Source organism: Dyadobacter sp. 22481, from assembly GCF_052044875.1.
Classification (GTDB): Bacteria; Bacteroidota; Bacteroidia; order Cytophagales; family Spirosomataceae; genus Dyadobacter; species Dyadobacter endophyticus.
Map to the genome: position 1 here is coordinate 308915 of NZ_JBQENV010000005.1, position 25851 is coordinate 334765.

Genomic DNA, 25851 nt, shown 5'->3' on the forward strand with positions numbered 1-25851 from the left:
TGCCATGTTCTACCGATTCAAACCAGCCCGCAGCCCGCAGCCTGCTGGCCGACAGTATCAAAAGCTGCAAGCAAAAATCATTTCCATCCAGCGCGCCTGGGCAAACCGTTTAAATAGTCGCGCGCAAAGGCTGTCTGCCAGAAGGCTCAAAGCTGCGCTTATAGCTGCCGGCCTGGCCGCCTCAGCTGCTGCGGCAGGTCTTATCTACTACGGAATCAATCCGCCAAAGCTGACCCTACACCGCTTCGAGCTGAGCTTGCCTGCTATTTCGGGCTCCATTTCTGTGCCTGAAAGCCCATCCAAACAACAAGCGCTGGATCAGTATCTGGACAGTGTTGAAAAGGCCTTCATCTTAGATAGTATTCAAAACACAAAACCACAAATCAGCCATGACGCCTCGCCCCTACACTGACCAGTTTTTAAGGCAACGCAAGTTCTATCTTGTCTTGCCGCTGCTTGCCCTACCGTTTCTGACATTCATTTACTGGAAGCTGCTGGTTCGAAATCTTGATAAACCACCAGCGGAGAACCCGCAGGGTACCGGCCTGCAATTAAGTCTGCCTGCCGCTGAGCTGAAAGGCGAGCAAAACATGGACAAGCTTGCCTACTACCGCAAGGCGGATCAGGATTCAGCCAGCTGGGCGCAGCAAATCAAAAAAGATCCCTACCGGCAGGGTGAATACAGGCCAGTAGTTGACTCGACAAACTCAGCGCTGATGGGACTGTCGGCCCCGGGTTTAAAGCCCGGCCATGTAAGCACATTCCAGGCCGGCAGCGGGACAAAGCAGGAAAAACAGCTCCATCAAAGGCTCAGGGCTCTGGACAAAGCCATAGCAGCATCGCATGTGCCGGCATTCGAAAATCAAGAGCCCGGTAGGGACACCGCAGCTGAAAGCAAGCCAGATATCTCCCGGCTTGAAAAGATGATGGCCCAGATGCAAAGTCAGGATCCGGCCGACGGCCAGGATCCTGAAATGAATAGACTCGATGGAATGCTCGATAAGCTATTGCAGTTACAGCAGCAAGAGAATCTGCCGGCAGAGCCAGACGATGTCAAGGATGCAAATCAGACTCCAGGCCTTCCGGTAAATGCGGCTTCTACCGATGATCCTATCTCGCTGCTTGCGGCGCATCAGGATTCTTCTGCTTACAGAGCAGGTGAGGGCCTTAAAACCGGTTTTTACGGACTCGACCAGCAAGATGCAGCCAACACCGAATCCGGACTGACTGCCGTCATCGATCATACCCAGCAGCTGGTCTCAGGCAATACCGTTCAGCTTAGGCTGACAAAGGCGTTATCGGTCGCCTCAGCCCAGATCGCGGCAAACACCTTTGTTTATGGCACCGCGTCTTTGTCGGGAGAGCGGCTCAAAATCAAGATCAGCTCAATCCGCTCAGGCGATTTGATCCTTCCCGTGAGCCTGTCAGTCTATGACCTGGATGGTAATGAGGGAATATTCATCCCGGGCGCGATGCCGCGCACTGTGGCCAAGCAGCAGCTCAGCAGCCAGGTGCAGGGATATGACCTGGATGCTGGCGGCCTTTCGGTGGGTGCCCAGGCGGCATCTGCCGGAATCCAGATGGGTAAAATGCTGCTCAGCAGAAAAACCAGGCTAACCCAGATCACCCTCCGGCAGGGCTACAAAGTGCTCCTTTACGAGACCAACACAACTAACCGATAAGATCAGCTATGCATCATTTCATCAAAATGGCAGTATACATATCCTGCCTTATCCATCTGCTGGCCCAGCCTAAGGCGTTCGCGCAAAATGACCGGCTTTACGCGATTGAGTCACTCCCACTCGAAGTCAGCGCGGCCAGAACTGTTTCTTTGAGCTTTGCAGCCGCTGTGAAAAGCGTCGACCGCGGCAGTGCCGAACTTTTGGCCCAAAAAGCAAAGGGGACAGAAAACGTAGTGCTGATCAAGGCGGCCCGCGAAGAGATGGAGCCTACCAGTTTGCTTGTGATCACAGCCGACGGGGATCTTCACGTATTCGAGGTCCGCTACCAGCAGCAGCCTTCCAGCATCGGGCTGCAAATTATGCCCAGCCGTCAGCAGCCGCTTGCGGCCCAAATGCCAAAGACCATCGATCAGAATCAAATCCAGCAAGCTTTAAAGCTTGCCGCAGACCAACCGCCAAACCTAAGGCGCAAAAGTCTAGCAGGCGATGTATCCCTGGAAGTAGACGGCCTCTACATCGCAGGAGCTGTGATGTATTTAAGATTGAGCCTTGAAAACCGGTCTGTGATCGACTACCAGATCGAAACACTACGGTTTTTGGCAAGCGACAATAAGCAAATCAGACGCTCAGCCAGCCAGCAGGACGAACTGCTGCCAATCGGTGGATCTGTCGCGACCGATCAAATCAGGGCCTCAGAGCAAAAAACCCTGGTAGTGGCCCTGGCCAAAATGACACTTCCTGAAAGCAAGAGCCTTCTGGTGCAGCTCACAGAGCACAGTGGCTCCCGGCATATTACCGTGCGCTTAAAAGCCAAGCACCTGGCGAAAATAGCGCGGATTCCATCAGTGTCAAACCTTTAAAGAGATCGGAGATGAACCAGAAAAATTTCGAGTATCTCACAGACCAGCTCAAATATCACGGCTTTGGGCAAGAACTAAATGAGCAGTTACGGGCCAGTATGCAAAAACAACTTGCTCAGTTCTCTTTGCAGCACAAGATGCGTTTTGGAAACGATGAGCTTACTGCCTCTTTGAATTTTCAAAAATCGGCCCGAGAAGATCTGTATTTTTTTAACAGCTACCTGGCCAGCCTGAAAAACTACGATCAATCTCAGAAGGTCAATCAATTGTTCTACATGCAGCGCTCGGGAAGTATAACCGTCAAAGAAGCTTTTAACCTTTTACAGGGCAGAGCCGTTGAAAAACAGCTCATCAACCGGCAGGGGGATCCCTACCAGGCCTGGGTGCAACTCGACTTTAAAAATACGGATCAGGCAGGCAATTTTAAGATCCAACAGTTCCATCCAAATTATGGGTACGATCTTGCCGGGGTGCTTTCCAGGCTTTCAATTAAAGAGCTTGACCAGCATCAAAGCAAGGCAAAACTGCTTGACTCACTTCGAAAGGGCAACCGCCAGCAGGTTACCCTTCTTGATCAGGGCGTGGAGCACAAATTCTTTATCGAGGCAAGCCCGCAGTTCAAAGGTATCATCGCCTATGACCACAACTCGGTCCGCCAGCAGATCCACGCCCTGACTGACTCCAAACAGCACGCCCCCAAGCAGGCCGCCCAACATGCTTTGCAGGCCAGTGATGCCGACCGCCTGGCCCGCCAGCAAGAGCAGGGTCTGTCGGCAAGCTAGCCCGCTCGCCCCCATGACCACCGTATACCTTCAAGGAGATGGACTATACTGCTTATCAAGATTATATAAAAAAAGTCCGCCAGGTGGACATGGTCGGCTACCTGTCCCGGTTGGGGATAGAACCTGCCAGGATCGCCGGGGTCAACTATTGGTACCAAAGCCCGTTTCGAGACGAGAAAACGCCTTCTTTCAAAGTAAACCGGCACCTGAACCGCTGGTATGATTTCGGGGAAGGTGCCGGCGGTAACCTGATTGATTTCGGGATCCGCTACCATCAGTGCTCAGTCGGCGATTTTCTGAGCGCTTTCAGGCAAGACATACTGATGCTTTCTGCTGCGGCGCCTTCGGCGGCAAGAGCCCAGCCCGAGCAAAACAAAATCAGAATACTGCAAGAAAACCCGCTGAGCAAGCCCGCCCTGCTATCTTATCTGACCCAGCGCTGCATTGACATCGAGCTCGCCAGAGAGCATTGCCGGCAAATAGACTATGAGCTCTCGGGCAAAACCTACTACGCGATCGGTTTTGCCAATGACTCAGGCGGCTACGAGCTTCGCAATGCGTATAGCAAGATCAGCACTTCGCCCAAAGATATCACCACCCTTGGGCGCGCAGGTAACGTTCTGGCTGTTTTTGAAGGTTTTTTTGATTTTCTTTCCTACCGCTCCATGCATCCAAATGCGGGCATCGAATCCGAAAACTACATGGTGCTTAACTCGGTAGCATTTTTCTCGAAAGCCAGGCCCGTATTCGAAAGCCACCGCCAGGTCCATCTTTATCTGGACCTGGATCAGACCGGCAAAAGCCTGACCAGCCGGGCGCTGGCCGAAAACGATCATCTCACAGACAAGAGCATGCTCTACCATGGCTTCAAGGATTTAAACGAGTATCTGATAGCGACCAACAACCAGGCTAGGAAAAGTCTATCAAAGACACCAGGACTGGATTTGTCAATATGAGGCGCAAATTGGATTTGCCCACTACCAGGTTTTGTATTTTAAATGATTCCCCAATAAAGTGATGAAAGAGCCTGTCCCCAACCAAAGCCGCACCGTTTACTTCCAAGTAGAGATCTCTCAATACGAGCTACTCAAAGACAGATGCAGCCGGACCACCTGCCGCAGTCTGGCAGAATACCTCAGAAAGCTGATTCTCTCAGAACCAGTCACGGTCAATCACCGGAATGCTTCCCTGGAAGACTTGATCACAGAGCTCTCGCTGACGCGAAGGCAGCTATCGGATGCGATCCAGATTTTTGAGCAGTCCGCACAAAAAGTTTCTGCGAGCCCACACCAGCAGCTGACCGCCGTCTGGCTTAATGAACATGAAAAAGACCGGGCTAGGATCGTAGTGCTGATCGATCAAATCTATCAGCACTGCAAAAAAACTGCGCTTGTATGGTTGCAATAATCAGATCGGCGGCCTCAGCAAAGCGCAGCTGCCAGTATAACGAAAACAAGGTCGATGCCGGGCTTGCCAGCTGCATATTGGCCGGCAATTATCCATGTGAAGCCGGCGAGCTTACAGCAAAACAACGCATGCTCGTGCTTCAAAAGCGGCTTGATCTCAACGAAAGGTGCAAAAAAGGTTGTCTTCACATTGTACTTTCCTTTCCGGCCGAGGATAAACTTACCCAAGCCGAGCTCAAAAAAATCTCGCAGACCTATATGGATCATATCGGTCTTGCCGATCAGCCATTTCTGGTTTATCAGCATCTGGACACGCTTCATCCACATCTGCACCTTGTTACCGTAACTGTGAAGGCGGACGGCTCAGGCAATTCGGTCTTCCACAGCCGGCAGGCAGCGGTCAAAGATGTGATCAAACAAATAGAAAAAGACTACCGGCTCACCCCATCCCGGGGAAGAATGATGCCGGCCGGCAAACTGGAAAGCGCTCAAAAATTACAATACGGCAAGATCCCAGCAACGCTTGCAATTTCTCAGGTGCTCTCGGTGGTGCTTCCCAACTTTAAATACAGCTCCCTTTTAGAGCTCAACGCGGTGCTCAGGCACTACAACCTGGTTGCCAAGACTGGCAAACCCGGGTCAAAAATTCGGTTTTACCAAGGGCTCACCTACCAGATGCTTGCTGATGACGGCAGAAAAATAGGGACATCCGTTAAAGCCAGCCGCCTTTCGGGTAAACCCACCCTGAGGTATCTGCATGAGCGTTTTAAAGCAAATAAGCTCGCTGTACTGCCCGGCCAGCAGCGCATTAAAACCCTGATTGATCTAGCCCTGATTGCCCCCGACACCCGCTCTCTGGCTGCTTTGGGCCAACGTCTTTCCCAGCAGGGAGTCAAAGCTGTATACGCCCTGGAGGCCACTGGGAAGCTCTGTGAAGTTATTTTTGTCGATTTTCGAACCAGATCCGTCTTTTCGGCCAGTCAGCTTGGGGGCCGCTACACCCCTTCCAAGCTGCTGGAACACTTGGCCGAATCGGAAAAGAGCTTGGAGTCAGCCCCGAGCATTTACCAAAATCCCCTATTGAAGCCTTCCTCTGGCATGGCAGCCCTTCAAGCAGAGCCGGCCATTGGCAGCGAAAAACAAGCCAGCGCCCCCCTACCCGATGAGAGCCTGTTAAAGCTGCTGCTTGATCCTGTGCCGCAGGCAGATTCGCTGCCGCGGGAGCTGAAAAGGCGACTGCATAAAAAACGCAAACAAATCTCACTACAACTTTAAAACGCGTCAAGGATGAGCTCAGCCACCGCAGAAAACCAGCAGGCACTACAGCGGATCATGGACATGAGCCGCATGATCAGCCTTGCATTGCTGGCCCTTCACTACTACTATTACTGCTATGGGGCCTTTGAATCCTGGCAGCTGACAGCACCTTGGAGTGATAAGGTGCTCGAGCAGCTGATAAAGACGCAGCTTTTCAGTCATTTTTACAAGACTAAGCTGGCCGCGCTTTTGTTTCTTTTTATTTCGCTGCTGGGCGCAAAAGGCAAAAAAGATGAAAAGCTCTCGATGCGCTCCCCGCTCTTGTGGGCATCTACGGGGCTGGTCTGCTTTCACTTTTCTTTTCTATCTCTGAGCATCACCGGGCCAGATCGCCCGCTTGCCGCGGCAATCTACATGCTTTGGTGTTCGAGCGGCTATTTGATCATTCTTTTAGGCGGGGCCCGGCTCTCTCGGGTGATCCGCCAAAAGATCGCAGTCGACATCTTCAATGCCGACAATGAGAGCTTTCCACAACAGGAAGCGCTATTGGAAAACCAGTATTCGATCAATCTGAAAGCGCGCTACCGGCATGGCGGCAGAACGCGGGACAGCTGGGTGAATTTTATCAACCCGTTCCGAGGCATTCTCTTGGTCGGATCCCCTGGCTCTGGAAAAACCTACTACGTGATTCGTCATATCATTACCCAGCACATCATGAAGGGCTTTACCATGTTCATATACGATTTTAAGTTTGACGATCTGACCAGCATCGCCTACAATACCTGGTTAAATACACCTGGTGGCCAAAAGGCGGCTAAGGCGTTTTACTATGTGAACTTTGATGATCTTTCGCGATCACACCGCTGCAACCCGCTCGACCCGGACTCGATGACTGACATCTCCGATGCGGCAGAGTCGGCCCGCACCATCCTGATGGGCCTGAACCGGGAATGGATCCGCCGTCAAGGCGACTTTTTTGTCGAATCTCCCATCAACTTTCTGACGGCCATTATATGGTTTTTAAAAAAGTATCAAAACGGAACCTTCTGCACGCTGCCTCACGTGGTCGAGCTGATGCAGACTGAGCACGCCAAACTTTTCTCGGTGCTCAGGACCCAAAAAGAAATACAGGTACTGATCAACCCTTTTATATCTGCTTTCATCCACCACGCCAATCAGCAGCTGGAGGGACAGATCGCCTCAGCGCAGATTTCGATGGCCCGTCTCTCCTCACCGGCGCTTTATTATGTGCTCTCCGGAAACGACTTTTCCCTGGATATCAATAATCCTTCGGACCCCAAAATAGTTTGTATGGGTAATAATCCGGCCAAGATCATGACTTATGGGGCTGTGGTCTCCCTTTATATATCCCGCCTGATCAAAGCAGTCAACCAAAAGGGTAAACAAAAGTCCAGCCTTGTCTTCGATGAATTCCCCACCGTCTATTTGAACCATATTGATTCGCTGATTGCCACCGCCCGGCAAAACAAGGTAGCGACCACCCTTGGGATTCAGGACCTGAGCCAGCTCCGAAAAGATTATGGAAGAGAGCTTGCAGACGTGGTCATGAACATCACAGGGAATATCATCTGCGGGCAGGTCAGTGGCGAGACGGCCAAGCAGCTCTCTGAACGCTTTGGAAGGATCAATCAGGACCGCACCAGCCTTACGATCAACCGTACTGACACCTCCATCAGCCGCTCCAAGCAGCTGGACCCGGCAATTCCTCCCTCCCGCATTGCGGCCCTAAGCGCCGGTGAATTTGTCGGAATGTGCGCTGATAATCCCGACCAGCCCGTGGATCTGAAAACATTTCATTGCACGCTGGTCAACGAGCATAACGCACCCGGCCGCCAGCAGGCTTCGCAAAAACCCTTACCTGTTGTCCGCAAGGTAAACCCTGATATTATCGAGGCCAACTACCGGCAGATCAAGGAAGATGTAGAAACGATTATTTTCTCGGAAATGGAAAGGATGCTCTCTGATCCGGAGCTGGCGCATTTGATCATCAGCAGATAATCGCCAAAGCTCCCAGGCAATTAAATGAGCGCGGTAGCTATTAAAAGAGCTTGCCCATCAGCCGTTATCAAAAGCTATTCAATGATTGGTGATCGCGCTTGACCGGCCGCTGCCAGTGTTTTCACCCGCTTTTTTGACAACATCTCGCCAGGAATAAATTCTCCATGTATCCACCTAACAAAATTAGTTGCATGCGTCTGATAGACAGCTACCGAAAGGGAAGTAAGCCCAGACTGACTGACCTGGCTCAGATAGTCTTTCAGCAACCGGCAGACCTCTTGGCTGAGATCAGTATCAATCTTCTTTTGAGTCATATTGTATTAGTAAAGGGTTTTAGGGCGCTTTGGATATTGGACATAAGAAATAATCGCTGCTGAATTTGCCCAAATAACCAGCGGAACCATCCTGCCTTTGGGCTTTCCGGCCGAATTACCTATTGAAAATGCATTTCTTTTTTTGACACTGCGCCAGAGGAATATGCTGCACCCGAAGGCTAAGAATTCCAAAAGTTTTCTGACAATCCGGTGAAGCTCATCTAGTCGCGAACTGAATTTGAACTTTAAAGCAAATCAAAACGCTTCGCCTGCCGGATCGATAAGATTAAGATTTGCATCATAGACATCTAATCCCCTGTTGCTTAACTCGACTGGGACAAACCCAAATTCCGAGTTGGGGTGATCAGTGGCTCTGAATTCTCCACCATTACAGCCTTTTATAGCGCTAATCCCAAGAAGCGGGAGTCCAGCAATATTGTAATCCTTGTTCTTTGGCCAGTGGCGCTACTCGAGATTGAAATACTTAAAAACGTCCCTGGCAATGATCCGGGAATTGACGGTAAACTCATCCAGTGTGCAACCTTTGTGAGCAACCAAGAGGCTTTCGTCACCCACATGTTCAAAAAGTTCCAAGCGCAGCGCTGCGCCATGATTCCCAGGAATCCCTTGCAGGCCTTCGAAAATTGCGACAGCCTTCTCTTGGTCGTAACCAACCTGAAAATAACCAAAGGGGCGCCATCCACCCGGCGCCTTAACGTTGGCAGCTATTTCGTAGGAGGCCCTCGTCATATTTTTCTTTTTGAAATTTTAAAATAGCGGAATAACAAAAATCGGAGGGCCCGCAAGCCCTCCAATTTTTTAAGCTATCTCAATCAGCCTCGGAGCTTTTTGCTTGGCCTGTTCCCGCTTAGGAATTGTCAGGTGTAGCAAGCCGTTTTCATATTTTGCCGCTATGTGCTCGACATCGACCACGTCTTTGGGAAGAACGAAGCTTCTCTGAAAAGACTGGTAGCTGAACTCCCTGCGACTGTAACCATCCTGGCCAGACTCCTGCTGATGCTCTTTTTGAGAGCTGATGGTAAGCATGTTGCCGTCCAGCTCAACCTTGAAGTCGCTTTTGTCCATTCCGGGAGCGGCCATTTCAACATCGAAATTATCGCCTGTCTCGCGGATGTTTACCAAAGGCACCGTTGTACTGGTAGCTGAATAGTTATTGTTGCCCCAGTTAAAAAGTTCGCGGCCAAAGAAATCGTCGAACAGCGCCGGGAATGCTGTGGGCAATAGCCCGTTCCTTTTGATGAGTGACATAATCAACCTCCTTTTTAAAAAGTTAAACAATGAATAATGAACTTTCGGCCGGCCTTCATCGCCCGCCTTACCCTGCTGATTCAAAGTGCGTTCCAAGCTGGATTTGCCGGAAATTTTTTCAGGGTTCTGACATTTTTTCTGACAGTTTTACACTGCAAAAAACTGACAAACCTGGCAGTATCGGAAATTTTTGTTGAACAGGTTTTTGAAAAATTCACTCATTTTTTATTTTCGCGCCAAGAAGAGTGCATAGGCCGAACGAGGCTTTGCAACCATTCTTTAATAGATGAAACTTAGTGATAACTTTTGTTTGTTAGATTATGTCTCTTTTTTGTCCAATTTTCAAAAAGTACAACACTTATTCCATTTACGGTTTATTTTTCATGGCCGTACTCCCGGCAAATTCACAGGCGCAGCCTTCGGGTAAACCTATTGGAAGTTCTTCTTTTCAAACCACCTTATTTAATCTGGAAGCCGGCGCCAATGAGCCATTCCGGTATTCGGCAACACTAAAAAATGGGGCTGGTCAGCCAAAGATCTATGCTTTGGACGCGAAAGTGCCCTCCGGCTGGCTGGTATCTTTTCGCACCTTGGGCAGCCCCGTCACATCGATCCATCTCGAAGCGGGCGCAACGCAGGAAGTATCCGTAGAACTGAGCGCAAGCCCTTATTCCAAGCCGGGAAAGTATGCCATTCCCGTAACGGCTATTTCGCCCGTCGACACGCTTAGGCTCAATCTTGAAGCCGTTCTCAAAGGGGCTTACAAGATCGAACTAACCACTCCTTCCGGACGACTCAGTGAAAATGTTACCGAAGGTAGCCTAGAGCAGATCGTATGCACAATCAAGAACACGGGCACCCTGCCGCTTACTAATGTGGAATTGTCAGCCCAGACACCCCCGAAATGGCAGGTCACCTTTGAGCCGGCCAAAGTGGAGCGTATAGACCCCTCCGGTTCTATCGATGTAACGGCCAAGGTGCATGTTCCGGACAAAACAATTGCCGGGGATTACGTCTCCACCTTTACGGCTAAAACCCAGAACGCCAATGCAGATGCTGCTTTCCGGATCACCGTTAAGACTTCCTTACTATCCGGCTGGCTTGGCATTCTTGTCATTTTACTTGCCATTGGCTTAATATTCAGGTTAATCAGAAAATACGGCAGACGATAAACAGTATGGAAAATCCTGTCATTGATTTGAAGGGGTTGACTAAGTGTTATGGTTCTCTGAAGGCAGTCGATGACCTCAACCTGAAAGTCGAAAAAGGCGAAATATTCGGTTTGCTAGGCCCGAACGGAGCAGGAAAGACTACAACCATCCTGATGATGCTCGGCCTTACCGAACCCACTTCGGGCAAAGCGCTGGTCTGCGGAATCGATGCAACGACCAACCCCATCCTGGTAAAGCGTAAAGTGGGATACATGCCCGACAGCGTCGGCTTTTACGAAAATATGACAGCCCTTGAAAACCTGGTATACACCGGAAAACTCAACGGCATCCCTGGAAATGAGGCACACCGCCGCGCGCTGGATCTGCTGGATCTGGTTGGCCTGGGCGAATCGGCCAACAAAAGAACGTCCGTTTTTTCCCGCGGTATGAAACAAAGGCTCGGTCTGGCGGAAGTTTTAGTCAAGCGGCCAGAAGTAATCATCCTCGACGAGCCCACGCTCGGGATAGACCCAGCGGGCGTTAAAGAATTCCTTGATCTGATACGCCAGTTGAGCAGGGAACAGGGATTGACCGTCTTGCTTTCTTCCCACCATTTGCACCAGGTGCAGATGGTTTGTGACCGTGTGGGTATCTTCGCTGCCGGTAAAATGCAGATGGAGGGAAATATTCACAAGCTTTCACAGGCCCTTTTTGCCGAAGACTCCTACTCGGTGAGCATCACGGTGAGAGAACCTTTACCAGCTTCCTGGGAGTATAGTGATGAACTGCGAGACATCCGGGACGTGCGAGGGTTGCGCATTAGTGAAAACCTCGTGCAGATCGCATGCGCTTCGGATGTTACGCCTGACATAGTCCGCTTCTTTGTCGCCAAGGGCCTTGACGTAATGGGTGTCCATAAGCGGGAATTCGGACTTGATGAGATTTATCAAAAATACTTTGACAACAATTTAATTGAAAACAATGCCCATGAAAAGTCTCGCAGCATTTTCAAAAGGTACATCCATAAAAAGTGACCCCGGCGCTAACCCGGTCACCACTTTTCGGGTGGTGGTCGATAAAGAAGTGACTGACCATATCCGTAGCTGGCGGCTTATCCTATTGCTGGCATTGCTGGCGCTCACATTTTTTGGGGCTTTATATGTTTCGCTGAGCAATATCAAAAGCGTAGTTTCAAATGCTCAGGACCCGGATAGCACGTTTCTTTACCTGAAACTGCTGACCAGTACAGACGGCACGATGCCCCCATTTCATGTATTCCTGAATTTTCTCGGTCCATTGCTCGGGATAGCGCTGGGCTTTGATGCGATCAATTCCGAACAGAATAACGGCACCTTGATTCGCCTGATGGCTCAGCCAGTATACCGCGACAATCTGATCCTGGCAAAATTTGTGAGTGCGTTAATCCTTGTAGGCACCCTGTTTTTTACGCTCGTCTTACTGATGATTGGCGCAGGCTTGTGTATCACAGGTGTTTTGATCGAACCAGTCGAGGTACTCCGAATATTCACCTTCACCATTCTGGCTGTCGTCTATGTCGGCTTTTGGCTGAGCTTGTCAATATTGTTCTCGATCGCATTCAAGCAAACGGCCACCTCCGCGCTCGCAGCGATTGGCGTGTGGCTATTTTTTACAGTATTTTATCAGATCGTTGTCAATTTGGTGATGGCCGCTTTCATTCCCAGACATACCATACAGACCGAAGCAGACCTGGTCGGCTACAATGAAATGATGCTGAACATACTCCGCCTCGCGCCAAGCCAGCTGTTCTCCGATGCAACGACCACTTTGCTGATGCCGTCGGTGCGAAGCCTCGGCCCGATGACAATGGAGCAGATGGCGGGCGCTATTCCCTCACCACTTCCGTTTACGGAAAGCCTGATGGTGGTCTGGCCCCAAGTGTCCGGATTATTAGCCGCAACTTTTCTCTGCTTTGCATATTCATATTACTTATTCATGCGGAGAGAGATCAGAAGCTAGAATACGTCATTAGGGCATAGCAATTTGCGATAAGCTTGGAGGATCCGGGGCCGCTGGTCTATCTAACGCAGATAAATCACCAGTTCTTTGCCGTAGAAATGCGATCAAACATCATGATCTCACTTCACTACTGTATTGCTTTGGCTTTTTGCCGATGTGTCTTTCGAATATTTTAGTAAAATGGCCCAGATTCTCGAAGCCGAGTTGATAGCCTACTTCTGACACAGATATCCTTTCTTCCCGCAGAAGCCGCGCGGCCTCTTTCATTCGTACATGTTGATAGTACTCATAAATACCCATTCCAAATACTTGCGTGAATATTTTGCGCAATTTTAGCTCGTTCATGCCAGCGATCTGCTTCCATTCTGCGATGGTGCCGGGCCGGTTCAGTGACGAAACAATCCTATCCCTGACCTGGTAGACGGCGTGGATGTCCTTGGCATGCAGTTTCACGACAGCCGCGCTTTCCCGCTTCTTCAAACTTGTGAACAGATGGAAAAGCAATTCTGTCGCTTTCATCTTGTAGTAAAAACTTGTCATCACGCCCGGCCCCTCCCGTTTGACGAGCTCGTTTACGGTTCGTAAAATGTCATCGGTCATCAGTTCCTCGATCCAAAAATTACTGGCGCTATCGAAAAGGTAATCGAAGTGTTCAGCCTCTTCCTTTAAAAAGCTCCTTAAATAGCCGGCACTGACACTGATGGAAACGTGTGATACCCGCGTGTTCTTTTTGAAATGTAATGTTTGGTGGATCGCGTAAGGAAAAATACGAACATAAGGCGCCTCAACCGGCGCGTTTAACCCGGACATAGCTGTTCCGCCGTCCTGATCATCTGCAAAGATGTTGTGAAATACAAAGCCGATACCGCCAGCCAAATCCGACTCCCCGGTTACGCGGGTAAAATCCTCTGTTACCAAAAATGATCCGAAGTGAATGGCCATGTCGGGCAAAAAGGTAAATCCTTTGAAATAGATCACCTGAAAATGCTGCAACACATTCTCTAAGATCAAACCCAGCTTATTCATAAACTGCCCGATGTCGCTGCTTTCCTGTCCGCCTGGCTGAATACTCATTTTCTCGACTAAAAAAACTCGTTCATCGAATATTTTAACCGTAAAGCTACGAGTAGTTTTGCTGTGTTCAAGATAGTATCTGATAAAAAACAAACAGAAAACCATGAAAAAACGAGCGCTGATTTCCGGAGCCAGCTTTGCAGGATTAACGCTGGCCTACTGGCTGAATAAGTTTGGTTACGAAGTGACCGTGGTAGAATTGGGCAAGGACCTGAGAACGGGCGGATCTCCCATTGATGTTCGTGGAGAGGCATTGGAGATCGCCCGTGAAATGGGGATTTACGATCAGGTTAAATCCAATGAATATATCCACACGGATGAGATAGTGGATGCCCGGGATCAAACCCTGGTCAAATTTGCCATTAATACCTTACCGGAATATCTGGGCGATGTCGAGATACATCGCGGGATACTGGTGCAGATCATTTACGATGCGATTCCAAAGGATGAAGTAAAGATCATGTTCGCTAGCAGCATATCCACATTGGTCCAGCGAAAAGATCATGTGGAGGTGACCTTTGAAACAAGGCAGCACCAAACTTACGATCTGGTATTCGGAGCGGACGGTACGCATTCCACCGTGAGAAAGCTCGTCTTTGGGCCGGAGGAAGCGTTTAAGAAATTTCTTGGCGTTTATTTTGGATTTGCTGTCACCGACGAGATCCAAACAGGCAGGCTCGGGTCGACGGGTATTGTGTATCGGGAGCTCGGAAAACAGGCGGTGATCTTTGAATTTCAAAATGGCGTGAACACCATCCTGGTCTTCCGGGCGCCCAAACTGGAATGGGATTACCGTGACCGCGAACGACCCAGGCAAATCTTAAAAGAATACTTTGGCGGCAATAGCAATTGGAAGATCCCGCAGATTTTAGATGCGATGGTACGCGCTGACGACCTCTATTTCGACGAAGCCTGTCAAATCCAAATGTCCGGCTGGACCAAAGGACGTGTCGCATTGATCGGTGATGCGGCCTATGCGCCAAGCTTTTTCACCGGTATGGGCACTAGTCTGGCGATGCAGGGGGCGACCTTGCTGGCCAAGCAACTGAATGCGCATGACGATCATCAAACTGCTTTTGCGAACTATAATGAAGTGTTCAAACCCATTGTCGAGAGCGTGCAGGCGCGTGTCGATCACTCTTTGAAAATTCAGTTACCGGAAACGCAACAAGAATTGGAAGCGTCTTTTGCGGCTTGGAGCATGATCCAGGAATAGGATATCAAGCAGGTCCCGTGCATATGTGCGGGACTGATTACCGTGTTTTTCCGGTTATCGACCCTTCTATCGCTTTCCCACCAATGCCAAAGTCCGTAAATCAGCCTCCCCTTCATAATACTTTTCTAGTACCGCCTCAAACACCGGATCCGTTTCAGGCAGCAAACTGAATAACGTCATACTCGACCGCAGTTTAAGATCGTCAGGGATTCCCAAAATATGGTATGCCGATTTCCCTTCTACCGCCAGCATTGCTCCGGATATTTCAACTAACCTCTTTCCCAACAGGGGGTGTTCGAAATACCGCCTCGCCTGATCGAGATTTTCGATGGCGAAATAGTTAGCCGTGCTGCTGTGCCCTAACCCTTTGATCTGAGGAAAAATGTACCACATCCAATGGCCTCGTTTTCTGCCATTTTTGATCTCACTGAGTGCTGCGTCGTAGTCACTTTGCTGCGCATCTAAAAACTTTTGCAAATCCATCTCGCTCATCCTCGGTCAAATACGCGACGTATAGCAACCAGCATATAAATTAATGTCGGCGCAATGCCGGCATTAATGCTTCACTTCAACTTTGGGAAACTGTAAAATCTGAACGGCAGCACCTGCGCTATTTCCCGAAAGCTGCACAAATACATGATCCCCGTCTTTCCGCCGGATTGCGTAAACTTTCACCGGGTTGTTGGGATAATCAATCGAGCCCTCTTCGCCGAAGTAGGTCGCTTCATCCTTGATTTTGTCTAGTTCACGAGGCGATACTTTCCCCTGGAAGATCAAAAGTCCCCCAGCGGCTGTGATCAAATCCCGGTAATTTTTTTCGACATAAGCCAACGACCACTCCTTGCCGGTCTCACTGATGAGAAAAGTCTTGTAAACAGTTCCTTCAAGAAGGATCATACCCTCTTTGGTAGGAAAGAACAGCCGGTCGAACTCGCGGGTTATTGGCTTGTTTAGCGCGGTGACTCCCACAGGAGGGGCGAATATCGGAAACGCAGCCAACGGCTTTTCACTTATAGGAAATTTACTGAGATCAATGGTGTCGACAGCCACGGGTACCACCCGAGGTCCGGCAGCGGGCTGGTTATCTGTAATGGGTATCATAGCCCGAGTGAAAGCTAAGCAAACACAACCCAGCAGCGAATAAATGAAAGATCTAATATTGGTCATTCAATGGTGGATTAATTATTTAAAACTAAACAATGTCGTAAGGCCAAAACATAGGCCCATAGTCACGGCAGCTATCCAACACTGGCATAACGGCTTGGTGAAACAGGGATCGAAATTCGATTATCTGCTCAAAATACAGAATAAAACCATTAAATTAAAGCAATTGTAACCGCTCGGAACAAATCGTCATGAAAGGGGCTGTCAGGTATCTGCGAGTAAGCCATGGCTAAAGCTCGATTGCCAAGGAATCTGACGGTCAACACACCGAATTCGCCAGCATGATCTCTTTACTTTGGTTAACCAAGCCGCATTAATTCCTGACACCAGCGCCCGTTTGTCCGATTCTTCCACCGAGTGTTCAGTTTCGGACATGCAGATTTGCAAAAAACCTCGTTTGCAGACAATAGAAGCATCTTTTTAAGATGGCATACCATTTGTTATACAAATACAGAAATAATTAACTAGTATGCGAGGTACCTACCTGGGAGAATTTGAAGAATTGGTGCTGCTGGCAGTGGCGATACTAGCCGGCGGGGCTTATGGGGCAGCTATCACCAATGAGATTGAGCAACAAATGCAGAGATCAGTGAACTTGGGCGCAGTACATGCTGCTCTGGCCCGACTGGAAGAGAAGGGTTTGCTTACATCCAGACTCGGAGGGGCTACGGCGGAGCGTGGCGGACGTAGTAAGCGATTTTTCACCATTACGATGGCTGGAACAAAGGCTTTGGACAACATCCGCGAGATCCGGAACCGCATGTGGATTGCTATTCCCAAACCGGCCTGAGCTATGAAAGAGCAAACTCAACCGCCAAAATGGGCCACCAGCCTACTACGCTGGTTCTGCGCGCCACACCTGGTCAATGAACTTGAAGGCGATCTTTACGAACTCTTTGCACAACGTTTGCGGACATACGGATTGCGTGAGGCACGTAGGCGTTACGTGCTCGACGTATTCAGCCTGATGCGTCCTTTTGCGTTGAAAAAACAACCTGAGAAATATCCTAAACCTGCATTTTACCCAATAGCCATGATCCGTAATTATTTAAAAATTGCCTTCCGTAATCTCGCAAAGCACAAGATGTTTTCTTTCATCAATGTCATGGGACTTTCAGCGGGCATGGCAGCCTGCTTTCTGATCGCATTGTATGTGCATTTTGAGATGACTTACGACGCATTCAATACAAAGGCCGACCGCATTTACCGCGTTTCAACGGATATCCAGACCAGTTCCGAAACACTCCGGTATAGTATCAGTCCTTGGGCAATGGCATCGAATATGCAAAACGAATTCCCTGAAATTGAAAATTATGCGCGGGTTCGAAAAGACCAAATGCTTTTCCGGACAGGAGACCGTAAATTCAAAGAAGAGAATGTATTGCTGGCAGACTCGACCCTCTTTCAGGTCTTCGATTTCAAACTGTTAAAAGGAGACCCCAGAACCGCATTGACCGCACCATTGCGCATTGTTATGACAGAAAGTGCCGCGCGAAAATATTTCGGCAGTACCGACCCGATGGGTCAGACGCTGCTGCTCGGCGACAAAGGCGAACCCGCTCAGGTGACCGGCGTCATGCAAGACCCTCCGGCCAATTCACAGATCAAAGGCGACATATTTATGTCGATGAGCACCTACACAGCCCATCACGACAAAAATATCGAACGCGAATGGGGAAGCTTCGGTGCCATCGCGTACGTATTGCTTAAACCAGGCGCGGACCCCGCTGCACTGGAGAAGAAATTTCCGGCATTTTTGCAAAGTCACGCAGGAAAGATGATGGCCGAGCAGCAAATGCAGATCCGTATGCTGCTGGAACCGCTTCGAAACATTTACCTGCACTCTACCCGGCCAGCTGATGAATCCGGAAATATCAACAATATCTATGTTTTCACCGCGGTCGCACTCTTTATCATGCTCATCGCATGCATCAACTTTGTGAACCTAACTACTGCAAGGTCGGTAGAAAGGGCTCGGGAAGTGGGTGTGCGAAAAGCGGTGGGCGCAGGAAAAAATACACTGGCACGTCAATTCCTGGCAGAGTCAATGATGATGTGTTTGCTGGCGTTCTTCATATCGATTATCCTATCGGCTGCGTTAATTCCGATTTTCAATGAGCTTGCTGGCAAAGTGGTAAGTGCCGGGATAATCTATGAGCTGCCCATTGTAGCAATATTGCTCGCAGCAGCTTTGCTGATCGGACTGCTCTCAGGCATTTACCCTGCTTTTGTATTGTCGTCCTTTGAACCGGTACGGGTTTTGAAAGGTCGATTCACAACAAGCATGAAGGGTATCATGTTGCGCAAAGGGCTGGTGACCCTTCAATTTGCTATCTCGATCGCGATGATTATCGCTACAATTGTGGTATACACCCAGCTGGATTTTATGAGAGGCTATGACCTGGGCTTTTCAAAAGATCAAACATTGGTCATTCAAGGAGGTACCGGACGGGAGCGTGATGCTTTTGAAGAATCCATTACAAGTTTAGCCGGGGTAAAATCGGCAACAGCTTCATCGGCAGTACCAGGGGGCTGGAATCCACAGGCTTTTTCAAGAATAGAAAATAAAAGCGGCCAAATGCAGGCAGGGAATATGGATGTATACCGCGTCGACTATGATTTCATATCTCAGTATGGTTTGCAAGTGGTAGCCGGGCGCGCATTTTCAAAACAGTTCGGCACTGACAGCACACAGTCGCTGATCATCAATGAAGCAGCTGCAAGGGTGCTTGGTTATGCCTCGCCAGGCGAAGCTGTCGGAAAGAGATTTGATCAATGGGATCGGCAGGGTACAATTATAGGTGTCGTGAAAGATTTTCATTTTAAGTCATTGCAAGAAAACATCAAACCGTTGACATTCCGTACGCTCGACTTCTGGAACGGGAAGCTTCTTTCCGTACAGATAGAGGGCAAGAATGTCAGGCAAACACTTTCCGCTATCGAAAATCAATGGAAACAAATGCATCCTGATCAGCCTTTTAGCTATTATTTCCTCGATGAATTTTATGACCGTCAGTATCGGGCCGACGAGCGTTTTGAGGCTCTTTTTGTAAGTTTCGCGTCACTGGCGATCTTCATTTCCTGTCTGGGATTGCTCGGGCTAGCCTCCTACTCAACTGTTCAGCGTACAAAGGAAATTGGCGTCAGAAAAGTGATGGGCGCCTCGGCCGCTAGTATTGTGGCGTTGTTATCCATGGATTTTCTGCTACTTGTTTGTATAGCGTTCATCATCGCCGCTCCGGTGGCCTGGTTTGCAATGGATCGCTGGCTGGATGGTTTTGCGTATAAAACAAGTATCCGCTTCTGGATTTTTGCGGCGGCCGCGTTGTTAGCAGCGTTTGTAGCATTAGCGACAATCAGTTTACAGACCGTCCGCGCCGCATTGATGAACCCAGTCAAAAGCCTTCGAAGTGAGTGAGGAAATAGCCGAGAACCTCGTCGAATTCTGTAACAGTTGCCTGAACATGGATTTGAGAAATCCCGCTAAGAGCCATGATTTTGCCGGCCAGCTACTTTTGATCCGGCTTTTGAGTTTGCAATGGGACCGGTAAGGATATACCAGTAAACCCGGCATAGGTGGGCCCGACACGGCTGTCCTGATAGTCAGAACTTCTGGTATCACTTATGCGACTTACTTGAAAACCGGAGTTATTGCGATTACCGCCGCGTTGTTTTTGACGGGAGGCCCGGATACAAGGATCGACGGAGCAGCCAGGGCATTGCTCTTAGGAAATATCCTGTGTATGATTCAACTCACCGCAAATTTTCCAGCCCGATTCCGGCAACCATTTCGAAAAATTCCATCACAGCTGAGAAAAGTGGCCATAGCAGACAACGCTGCTGATAACGGCTAAGTTAAACATTTACAAACGTCTTGTTTGTGCCATTAGTCACATAGCCATCCGCCAAAGCCAAATGGTGGCCATGCACAGAGGCCGCGGTAGGGGCACAGACACTGGCTATCGGACGGTGCGCTCTCTGATATTTAAAAATATCTTAAGAGACATCGGCATAGCTATTCCATTGCTTCTTACTTACTTCGTATACAGTGATTTTAATGTCACAACTTATACCATGCGAATCCTGATTATCGAAGACGAAGCCCGCATTTTGAACTTTCTCCGACAGTGACTGGAAGAAGAAGCCTACTTGGTCGCGTTAGCTGTCGTCATATTGCATATCAGAAAAAGGACATTGCCGCCTTGGCGGGGCTCAACGTAAAGGTTTTTCTGAAAAGGTTGGGTATTACGAAGGCACGGCGCGATAAAAAAAACTATCTTACCACTAGTATTAATCTATTAACTCAACGAAAATGAAAGCACTTCTAACTTTTTTCTTTTGCCTGTCACTGCTTCTAAACAAAGCCATTGTAAAAGGTCAATCAATTGATCCCATCAAATTCACACTGGAAACCAAGGCCACTCAGCTTCAACTTGGAGAGGAAATGGAAATGGTGATCACCGCTCAATTACTAGATTTCCCTTCCAACACCGTTTTTGTTTTCAAGGAAAATTACTCGTTCAAGATTAAAATGATATTCCCTGAGGGCTTTGTAACAACCGGTGGCTCCTATCGGGATTACATTGGGGCAACCCTTTCCCCTTCGAAGCCCGTAGCCACCTACTCGGTCAAGGGTAAATTTGTTTCAGTCAGCAAGGCCAACAAATTTTCGCTGCTTCGAGGAAGTCAAGATGCAACAGATCAAAGTCAGTTTATTTACAGCGCTTCGTTATCATATACTACCAGGGAGCCCGAGGCCTCATCTGAGGACGCCAGGAAATCTTCCGAAACAATGGTTCTTGATACTCCGGAATTTGTGCCCTTCATGACAAAAGAAAGCCTGAGAGCGGGACTAGCGGGTGATGCAGATGTTGTTAAAATTTTATATAACGACCGTGTCTATACCTACCGCTATGATTCATTAAGTATTGCACTAGACAACTCCGTCACAGTGCTAGTACGCGATAGTACCCGCAGGTATTTGATTGATACTGACTATTTAACTCCTGAAATGTTTGGAGCTAAAGGAGACGGCATAACAGATGACAGTGCAGCAATCCAGGCATGTCTGGATGTTCCCGGCTATGATTATCTGTTTCGAAAAAATGCTATTTACGCAGTTGGCGGGCAATTACTTATCAAAAATTCTAATACAAAAATTATAGGGGCCAACGCCACTATAAAAGCCAGGAGCGATTTCTCTTTGCCTGCTGAACGTTTTATTATGCGTACTGGTAATACAACCCCCATTTATTCCAATACCTCTGTTTCCATCAATATCTATGATGGATCAGCAGAATTTACAATGGCTAACGCAAGCACATTACTGCGAGTGGGTGACATGGTTCGCATTGAAGGACCAGGAAGTTACCCTAAGGGCGAGCTGACAAACCCGCTTTACAGCTCTGGGCACCTTTCTCAAATAAAAAGAATTGTTGGAGATGTAGTAACAATGACTGACGCGGCAATTGAACCATTCACGGGTACTAAAATCTATACCTATAAAACCTTAGATGCTATTGAAATTTCAGATTTAAATTTTGATCATGGGACATTTGGAACACCTGGAACATCTCAGGTATTTGGCTCATTGTCATTAAGCTATTGCACCAATGCAAAAGTAACAGGCGGGAAATATCGTGGTAATGGGCTAGGCCAAATAGGGCTAATCATTGACTCAAACATCAATACTTTTGTCCAACAGCTGGATGTAGATGGATACTCCAATCTTGTAGGTTCTTCGCCCATTGGCTACGGAATTTCAATGACTGGTCATAATGTGACGCTGTTCAAAAACAGGGTTTCAGAATGTAAACATTCCTTGGCCACTTCCGACCGAAGGTTCATGTCGACCGGACTTATTATGGACAGTAACATCTGCTACGGCTTGAAAACGCTAGGTAATACTGCTCCGCTGGATTATCATGCCAACGCGAGAGGCAAAGCAATAAATAATACTGTTTATAGTTTCAACACGTTGGGCGCCCAATTTCGCGATGGAGGCATAGATGTAATCGATAATACCATTATAATTAATTATCAGGGCACAGAAAGCCTGACTTTCAAAGGATTGATTTTTTACGAAAAGTATTTTGGGGAAAATCGAATTGAGGGAAACAAGATTTTTGTACATCATGCCACCGCACCGTTAGGCGTACAAATTATTCAGGTTGACGTTGATGCTAATCTTGGTAGTAAAAATAGAAATGTCAGCATTCGCAAAAACTACCTTTCGGGGGGTAATATTTATTGGGAAGAATCTGATGGCGGACTGGTCATCGAAGAAAACGAATTGACCTCTCCGGGTGATATGGGAACCGCTTTAATCAGTCCAGGTATCCAAATTATTAACTCTCAGGACTTTTTGATTCGTAATAATACTTTTACCAACAACCATGTGACGCTCGCTAGTTACGCTGTTATAGTTGATATAGATAGTAAGAGGGGAACAATTCAGGACAACAAAATTAATCTTGTCAAAGATGCTACTTCATCTCAAATCCGTCTTTATGGCGATGAGCTAAAAGTAACTGGAAATACAATAATGTCGGGCGCTGCGACCGGAAATAGCTATATTGGTTGGTACACATCAGATAAGAAAATATTGTTACTTAATAACAAAAAAATCCTTTCCCCCGCCGGACCTTATGTAAATATTGGCTACGGTTCTTTGCAAGATGCCAACGCATTCTACTCAGATCACTCCGTTATGGTTATTGCCAGCAATGGCACCACCCGGTACACTTGCAAAAGTATTTCAGGCGTATATACCTGGGTTTTAGATGAGACTCTGATAGCCAGTGATGCTGAAACACAGATTTCAGCATCAGTTTCAGAAGACAGCAAAGTAGTTTCAAGGTCGAAGCTTTTCAATTGGTGGGCCTGGCTAAAAACGCAGGCTCAAGTTGTTTCAGCCGCATGGACATTTTCAAATTCCGTTAAGATGTCTAATCTGCCAACTTTCGCCAGTGAATCCGCAGCAGCCGCAGGTGGCCTAACAACGGGAAGTTTATACAAAACATCGAGCGGCGAGATTCGAATAAAATTATAAAATAGAAGCACCTTTAATCCCTTGGACACGGAATAAGTGCGCGAACGTGTTGGCGGCTATATTTTAAGGTATCTCCAACAATAGAAAAGGCCACCACGGGTCGCTGGCATGGTGGCCACATGCTTGCCGCGGAATTTTTTAACCCAGTAATTGAATTTATGGTATCCCATAGTATTCCGATTGCAAAAAGCAGCCTGTTTGCTTATCCCTTGCGGCTGCCACTGATCGTACAGCTCACGCATTCTTTCTGTCTCATTTTTCATGAAACAAGATTACGAACTACATAGATCTGTTAAAATATGGTTCTATCGGACGCATACCAAAAAATTGGTAAGAATCCGAAAATCAAGTGGAGTCAATGCAGATGAAACGGCTGCGGTTCTGAACATGTCTGATGAAGAATATCAGAAGTTGGAACACGGCGCCGGAGAAATGACGCTCTCCCAATTATTTCGCATTTCGGAAATTTTAGAAATTGAGCTGACAAGCCTCTTCGGAGAAACCGAAAACACCATCTACACCAACATACCTGAGGGTATCACAGAAGTTAGCTTTAAAATCACCGTGAAGTCTCGAACCCCTGTTGACATTGAGAGCGAAACTGCGACGAAGTTTGGCTTATCCAGACCAACACCAGAGGCGACTTTCACAACTATAAAAGGGCGCAGGCGAAGGCCCTAGAAAAGCTAGCCTCCATGTTCACCCAACCTTGAAGGTACGTTGTGGGTCCTGAACTGTTAAGAAACGTGGACAATCGATCAACCCTTCTCAAAAAAAACCACCCCTACCCGATCAATATGACCGATCAGCTCCGTGTTTTCAATTTTGTGATAAGCAGAAAGATCAATTTTATAAGGAAGCATTAGATCATCCAGTTCCAGTTCAATTTTAAACAACTGAGATAGATCGAGCCCCGGCGCTACCAAAGCCAAATCAATATCGGAGCCGTTTCGGTAGTTCCCTTTCGCACGCGATCCGTATAGAATGGCTTGCTCTACTTCGGGATGCTTAGCAAACACCCCCTGAATGCTACTGACGGTTTTTTCTGATAATCCGTGCATTAGTCATGTTGCAATTTAATACGCTCCATCGTTTCCTGAAACTTCACAAACAACGGGTAAAACCGGTCAATAATATTTGTGTAAATCTCATCGGAGATCTCTTCGTTGTAGGTGTGGCTGGCAAGATTTCTATTTTTGATCATTTCCATCCAATTGTCTCCGTCTGAGATCAAATCAGTACTAAAAGCCTGCCGCGTCGCATCCCTTGATCCCCTGATTTCAGTATTGCCCTGATATACAAAAAAGTCCTGCATCACCTTCCAGGCCAGCTCGTGCGTGTATTCGAATGCTTGTATAATCCCTTGCCTTTCCAGCTCGCTCAACGGACGTTCGGCATCGAGCTTCACGGCTTCGCCCAACTTTTTTAGTGCCTTTTTATAATTTTCAAAGCGCTGTCCCCAACGGATATCCTGCTCGCCCATAGTTTCAATTTTGTGCCAATTTCAACAATTACTTTCCGATACAAAATATACAACACCCTTACTACCAATCAATTAACCAATACAAGAACCAAATAAGACACAAAAACTACTGGTTTCTGTTGAGTATACTGATGATGAGATTTTTTACTGTCTCCATCTCCTCCGGCTTGCTTGCTGCCGCAAACAAGGTGAAGCTGGCTAATGCCTCGTTGCTTACAATCGGGCGACTATCGTCAGATATTAGTAAATTGTTCCTTTCTAGAAATAGCAGGAAGCATGCCGCAGCAATACGTTTGTTGCCATCTACAAAGCTATGATTCTTAATGATTAGGTACAGCAAAGTCGCAGCCTTTTCTTCGACTGATGGGTAAAAATCTTCGTCGGCGAAACCCTTGCCGATTTGTGCGATAGCACTTTGAAAGCTTTCATCCTTTTCTTTTCCAAACACTGCTGAATCGAAGTTCGCCTTCATAACTTCGACGACAGCATGATATTCCGTCAAATCCGGATAAATTGCCGGGCGAATGGTCCGACCATTCTTGTCCAGTTGTTCGTGGTCGTAATCGTCCAATAGTGTCAGTCCTTTTGCAAAAGTGGCAAGCCAGCTCAAACCCTCCAAGCTCACTTTTTCTTCGATCGCCCGGCTAAGAATCCGAACACCGTCTTGTAGCAGTTGAATATGTTGTTGCTTTTGCTTTAATCTGGTCTCATTAATCGCATAACCTTTTACAAGAAAGTCCTTTAAGCGCTGGGTTGCCCATTGCCTGAATTGAGTTCCTAGTTTAGAATTCACTCTGTATCCCACCGCGATGATGACATCAAGATTATAGTGAATCCTGTCGCGCGCTACTAACCGGACACCCTCCTGTTGAACTGTTCGGAAATTCCGAACAGTTCCGACTTCATCCAGTTCATCCGATTGAAAAATATGCTTTATGTGCTCACTTATGTTAGCCTTGCTTGAACCAAACAGCGTCACCAGCTGCGAATTAGTCAGCCAAACAGTATCTTCTTCAAATACTACATTAATAGACGCTTCTCCGTCCAGACTTCGGTAAATCTCAATTTTACTCTCCATGCCCTAAATCTACATATCTTCAACACAGAAGTTTATCAACCTCAACC

General features: G+C 47.9%; 26 protein-coding genes. 16 read left to right on the forward strand and 10 right to left on the reverse strand.

Features of this window, described 5'->3' with window-relative positions; all coding sequences use genetic code 11:
* Nucleotides 1-4 precede the first annotated feature (4 nt).
* The 8 genes from ACTJJJ_RS29475 to mobC all read left to right on the forward strand — a co-directional run bounded on the left by ACTJJJ_RS29475 (nt 5) and on the right by mobC (nt 8006).
* Entirely contained in the window at nt 5-412 is a 408-nt protein-coding gene (locus ACTJJJ_RS29475) for a hypothetical protein (RefSeq protein WP_426293766.1), read from the forward strand.
* A complete protein-coding gene (traM, locus tag ACTJJJ_RS29480) occupies nt 390-1682 on the forward strand; it encodes a conjugative transposon protein TraM (RefSeq protein ID WP_426293765.1) in 1293 nt (430 codons plus the stop codon). Before ACTJJJ_RS29475 ends, traM begins: the two co-directional genes overlap by 23 nt.
* 8 nt (nt 1683-1690) lie before the next feature.
* Nucleotides 1691-2542 (forward strand): conjugative transposon protein TraN, encoded by an 852-nt coding sequence (traN, locus tag ACTJJJ_RS29485; protein WP_426293764.1) that lies wholly within the window; start codon nt 1691-1693, stop codon nt 2540-2542.
* A gap of 11 nt (nt 2543-2553) precedes the next feature.
* A complete protein-coding gene (locus ACTJJJ_RS29490) occupies nt 2554-3324 on the forward strand; it encodes a hypothetical protein (RefSeq protein WP_426293763.1) in 771 nt (256 codons plus the stop codon).
* A gap of 38 nt (nt 3325-3362) precedes the next feature.
* Complete coding sequence (locus ACTJJJ_RS29495) at nt 3363-4280, forward strand: toprim domain-containing protein (protein WP_426293762.1); 918 nt, start codon at nt 3363-3365, stop codon at nt 4278-4280.
* Nucleotides 4281-4341: 61 nt separating this feature from the next.
* Nucleotides 4342-4731 (forward strand): hypothetical protein, encoded by a 390-nt coding sequence (locus tag ACTJJJ_RS29500; RefSeq protein WP_426293761.1) that lies wholly within the window; start codon nt 4342-4344, stop codon nt 4729-4731.
* Nucleotides 4719-6005: a relaxase/mobilization nuclease domain-containing protein gene (locus ACTJJJ_RS29505; protein WP_426293760.1), complete on the forward strand. Its 1287-nt coding sequence runs from the start codon at nt 4719-4721 to the stop codon at nt 6003-6005. Before ACTJJJ_RS29500 ends, ACTJJJ_RS29505 begins: the two co-directional genes overlap by 13 nt.
* Nucleotides 6006-6017: 12 nt before the next feature.
* Nucleotides 6018-8006, forward strand: a complete 1989-nt coding sequence (gene mobC, locus ACTJJJ_RS29510) for a conjugal transfer protein MobC (protein WP_426293759.1) — start codon at nt 6018-6020, stop codon at nt 8004-8006.
* 74 nt (nt 8007-8080) lie between these two features.
* On the opposite strand, the gene ACTJJJ_RS29515 is transcribed toward mobC, so the two are convergent.
* The 3 genes from ACTJJJ_RS29515 to ACTJJJ_RS29525 form a co-directional block, all read right to left on the reverse strand.
* A complete protein-coding gene (locus ACTJJJ_RS29515) occupies nt 8081-8320 on the reverse strand; it encodes a hypothetical protein (RefSeq protein ID WP_426293758.1) in 240 nt (79 codons plus the stop codon).
* Nucleotides 8321-8785: 465 nt separating this feature from the next.
* Complete coding sequence (locus ACTJJJ_RS29520; protein WP_426293757.1) at nt 8786-9070, reverse strand: hypothetical protein; 285 nt, start codon at nt 9068-9070, stop codon at nt 8786-8788.
* Nucleotides 9071-9139: 69 nt separating this feature from the next.
* Nucleotides 9140-9589: an Hsp20/alpha crystallin family protein gene (locus ACTJJJ_RS29525; RefSeq protein ID WP_426293756.1), complete on the reverse strand. Its 450-nt coding sequence runs from the start codon at nt 9587-9589 to the stop codon at nt 9140-9142.
* Between the two features lie 383 nt (nt 9590-9972).
* On the opposite strand from ACTJJJ_RS29525, the gene ACTJJJ_RS29530 reads away from it, so the two are divergent.
* Genes ACTJJJ_RS29530 through ACTJJJ_RS29540 form a run of 3 tightly spaced genes read left to right on the forward strand, consistent with a single transcriptional unit; the run spans nt 9973 to nt 12738 of the window.
* A complete protein-coding gene (locus ACTJJJ_RS29530) occupies nt 9973-10761 on the forward strand; it encodes an NEW3 domain-containing protein (RefSeq protein ID WP_426293755.1) in 789 nt (262 codons plus the stop codon).
* 5 nt (nt 10762-10766) lie between these two features.
* Nucleotides 10767-11774, forward strand: coding sequence for an ABC transporter ATP-binding protein (locus ACTJJJ_RS29535; protein ID WP_426293754.1), 1008 nt, complete (start codon nt 10767-10769; stop codon nt 11772-11774).
* Entirely contained in the window at nt 11728-12738 is a 1011-nt protein-coding gene (locus ACTJJJ_RS29540) for an ABC transporter permease (RefSeq protein ID WP_426293753.1), read from the forward strand. Before ACTJJJ_RS29535 ends, ACTJJJ_RS29540 begins: the two co-directional genes overlap by 47 nt.
* Before the next feature lie 111 nt (nt 12739-12849).
* Here ACTJJJ_RS29540 and ACTJJJ_RS29545 read toward each other — a convergent pair whose 3' ends face one another.
* Nucleotides 12850-13812 (reverse strand): helix-turn-helix transcriptional regulator, encoded by a 963-nt coding sequence (locus ACTJJJ_RS29545; protein WP_426293752.1) that lies wholly within the window; start codon nt 13810-13812, stop codon nt 12850-12852.
* A gap of 103 nt (nt 13813-13915) precedes the next feature.
* Between ACTJJJ_RS29545 and ACTJJJ_RS29550 the strand changes: the two genes are divergently transcribed.
* Nucleotides 13916-15028, forward strand: a complete 1113-nt coding sequence (locus ACTJJJ_RS29550) for an FAD-dependent monooxygenase (protein ID WP_426293751.1) — start codon at nt 13916-13918, stop codon at nt 15026-15028.
* Nucleotides 15029-15094: 66 nt separating this feature from the next.
* Here the strand turns inward: ACTJJJ_RS29550 and ACTJJJ_RS29555 are convergent, their stop codons facing one another.
* Both ACTJJJ_RS29555 and ACTJJJ_RS29560 read right to left on the reverse strand, forming a co-directional pair.
* Nucleotides 15095-15520 (reverse strand): DUF1810 domain-containing protein, encoded by a 426-nt coding sequence (locus ACTJJJ_RS29555; protein ID WP_440703730.1) that lies wholly within the window; start codon nt 15518-15520, stop codon nt 15095-15097.
* Between the two features lie 63 nt (nt 15521-15583).
* Entirely contained in the window at nt 15584-16129 is a 546-nt protein-coding gene (locus ACTJJJ_RS29560; protein WP_426293749.1) for a hypothetical protein, read from the reverse strand.
* A 532-nt stretch (nt 16130-16661) separates the two neighbouring features.
* Between ACTJJJ_RS29560 and ACTJJJ_RS29565 the strand changes: the two genes are divergently transcribed.
* The 3 genes from ACTJJJ_RS29565 to ACTJJJ_RS29575 all read left to right on the forward strand — a co-directional run bounded on the left by ACTJJJ_RS29565 (nt 16662) and on the right by ACTJJJ_RS29575 (nt 23243).
* The gene (locus ACTJJJ_RS29565) at nt 16662-16982 is read left to right on the forward strand and encodes a PadR family transcriptional regulator (RefSeq protein WP_426293748.1); all 321 of its coding nucleotides are present in this window, start codon (nt 16662-16664) and stop codon (nt 16980-16982) included.
* Between the two features lie 3 nt (nt 16983-16985).
* The gene (locus ACTJJJ_RS29570) at nt 16986-19610 is read left to right on the forward strand and encodes an ABC transporter permease (protein ID WP_426293747.1); all 2625 of its coding nucleotides are present in this window, start codon (nt 16986-16988) and stop codon (nt 19608-19610) included.
* Nucleotides 19611-20504: 894 nt separating this feature from the next.
* Nucleotides 20505-23243: a right-handed parallel beta-helix repeat-containing protein gene (locus ACTJJJ_RS29575; RefSeq protein WP_440703731.1), complete on the forward strand. Its 2739-nt coding sequence runs from the start codon at nt 20505-20507 to the stop codon at nt 23241-23243.
* Nucleotides 23244-23299: 56 nt separating this feature from the next.
* Here the strand turns inward: ACTJJJ_RS29575 and tnpA are convergent, their stop codons facing one another.
* A complete protein-coding gene (gene tnpA, locus ACTJJJ_RS29580; protein ID WP_440703732.1) occupies nt 23300-23506 on the reverse strand; it encodes an IS66 family insertion sequence element accessory protein TnpA in 207 nt (68 codons plus the stop codon).
* On the opposite strand from tnpA, the gene ACTJJJ_RS29585 reads away from it, so the two are divergent.
* Nucleotides 23505-23924, forward strand: a complete 420-nt coding sequence (locus ACTJJJ_RS29585) for a helix-turn-helix domain-containing protein (protein ID WP_426293745.1) — start codon at nt 23505-23507, stop codon at nt 23922-23924. The genes tnpA and ACTJJJ_RS29585 overlap by 2 nt on opposite strands.
* 77 nt (nt 23925-24001) lie before the next feature.
* Here ACTJJJ_RS29585 and ACTJJJ_RS29590 read toward each other — a convergent pair whose 3' ends face one another.
* The 3 genes from ACTJJJ_RS29590 to rhuM form a co-directional block, all read right to left on the reverse strand.
* The gene (locus ACTJJJ_RS29590; protein ID WP_426293744.1) at nt 24002-24304 is read right to left on the reverse strand and encodes a nucleotidyltransferase domain-containing protein; all 303 of its coding nucleotides are present in this window, start codon (nt 24302-24304) and stop codon (nt 24002-24004) included.
* On the reverse strand, nt 24304-24726 hold the full coding sequence (locus tag ACTJJJ_RS29595) for a nucleotidyltransferase substrate binding protein (protein ID WP_426293743.1): 423 nt from the start codon (nt 24724-24726) through the stop codon (nt 24304-24306). The genes ACTJJJ_RS29590 and ACTJJJ_RS29595 overlap by 1 nt, the downstream gene beginning before the upstream one ends.
* Before the next feature lie 106 nt (nt 24727-24832).
* A complete protein-coding gene (gene rhuM / locus ACTJJJ_RS29600; protein ID WP_426293742.1) occupies nt 24833-25804 on the reverse strand; it encodes a RhuM family protein in 972 nt (323 codons plus the stop codon).
* Nucleotides 25805-25851: the final 47 nt, after the last annotated feature.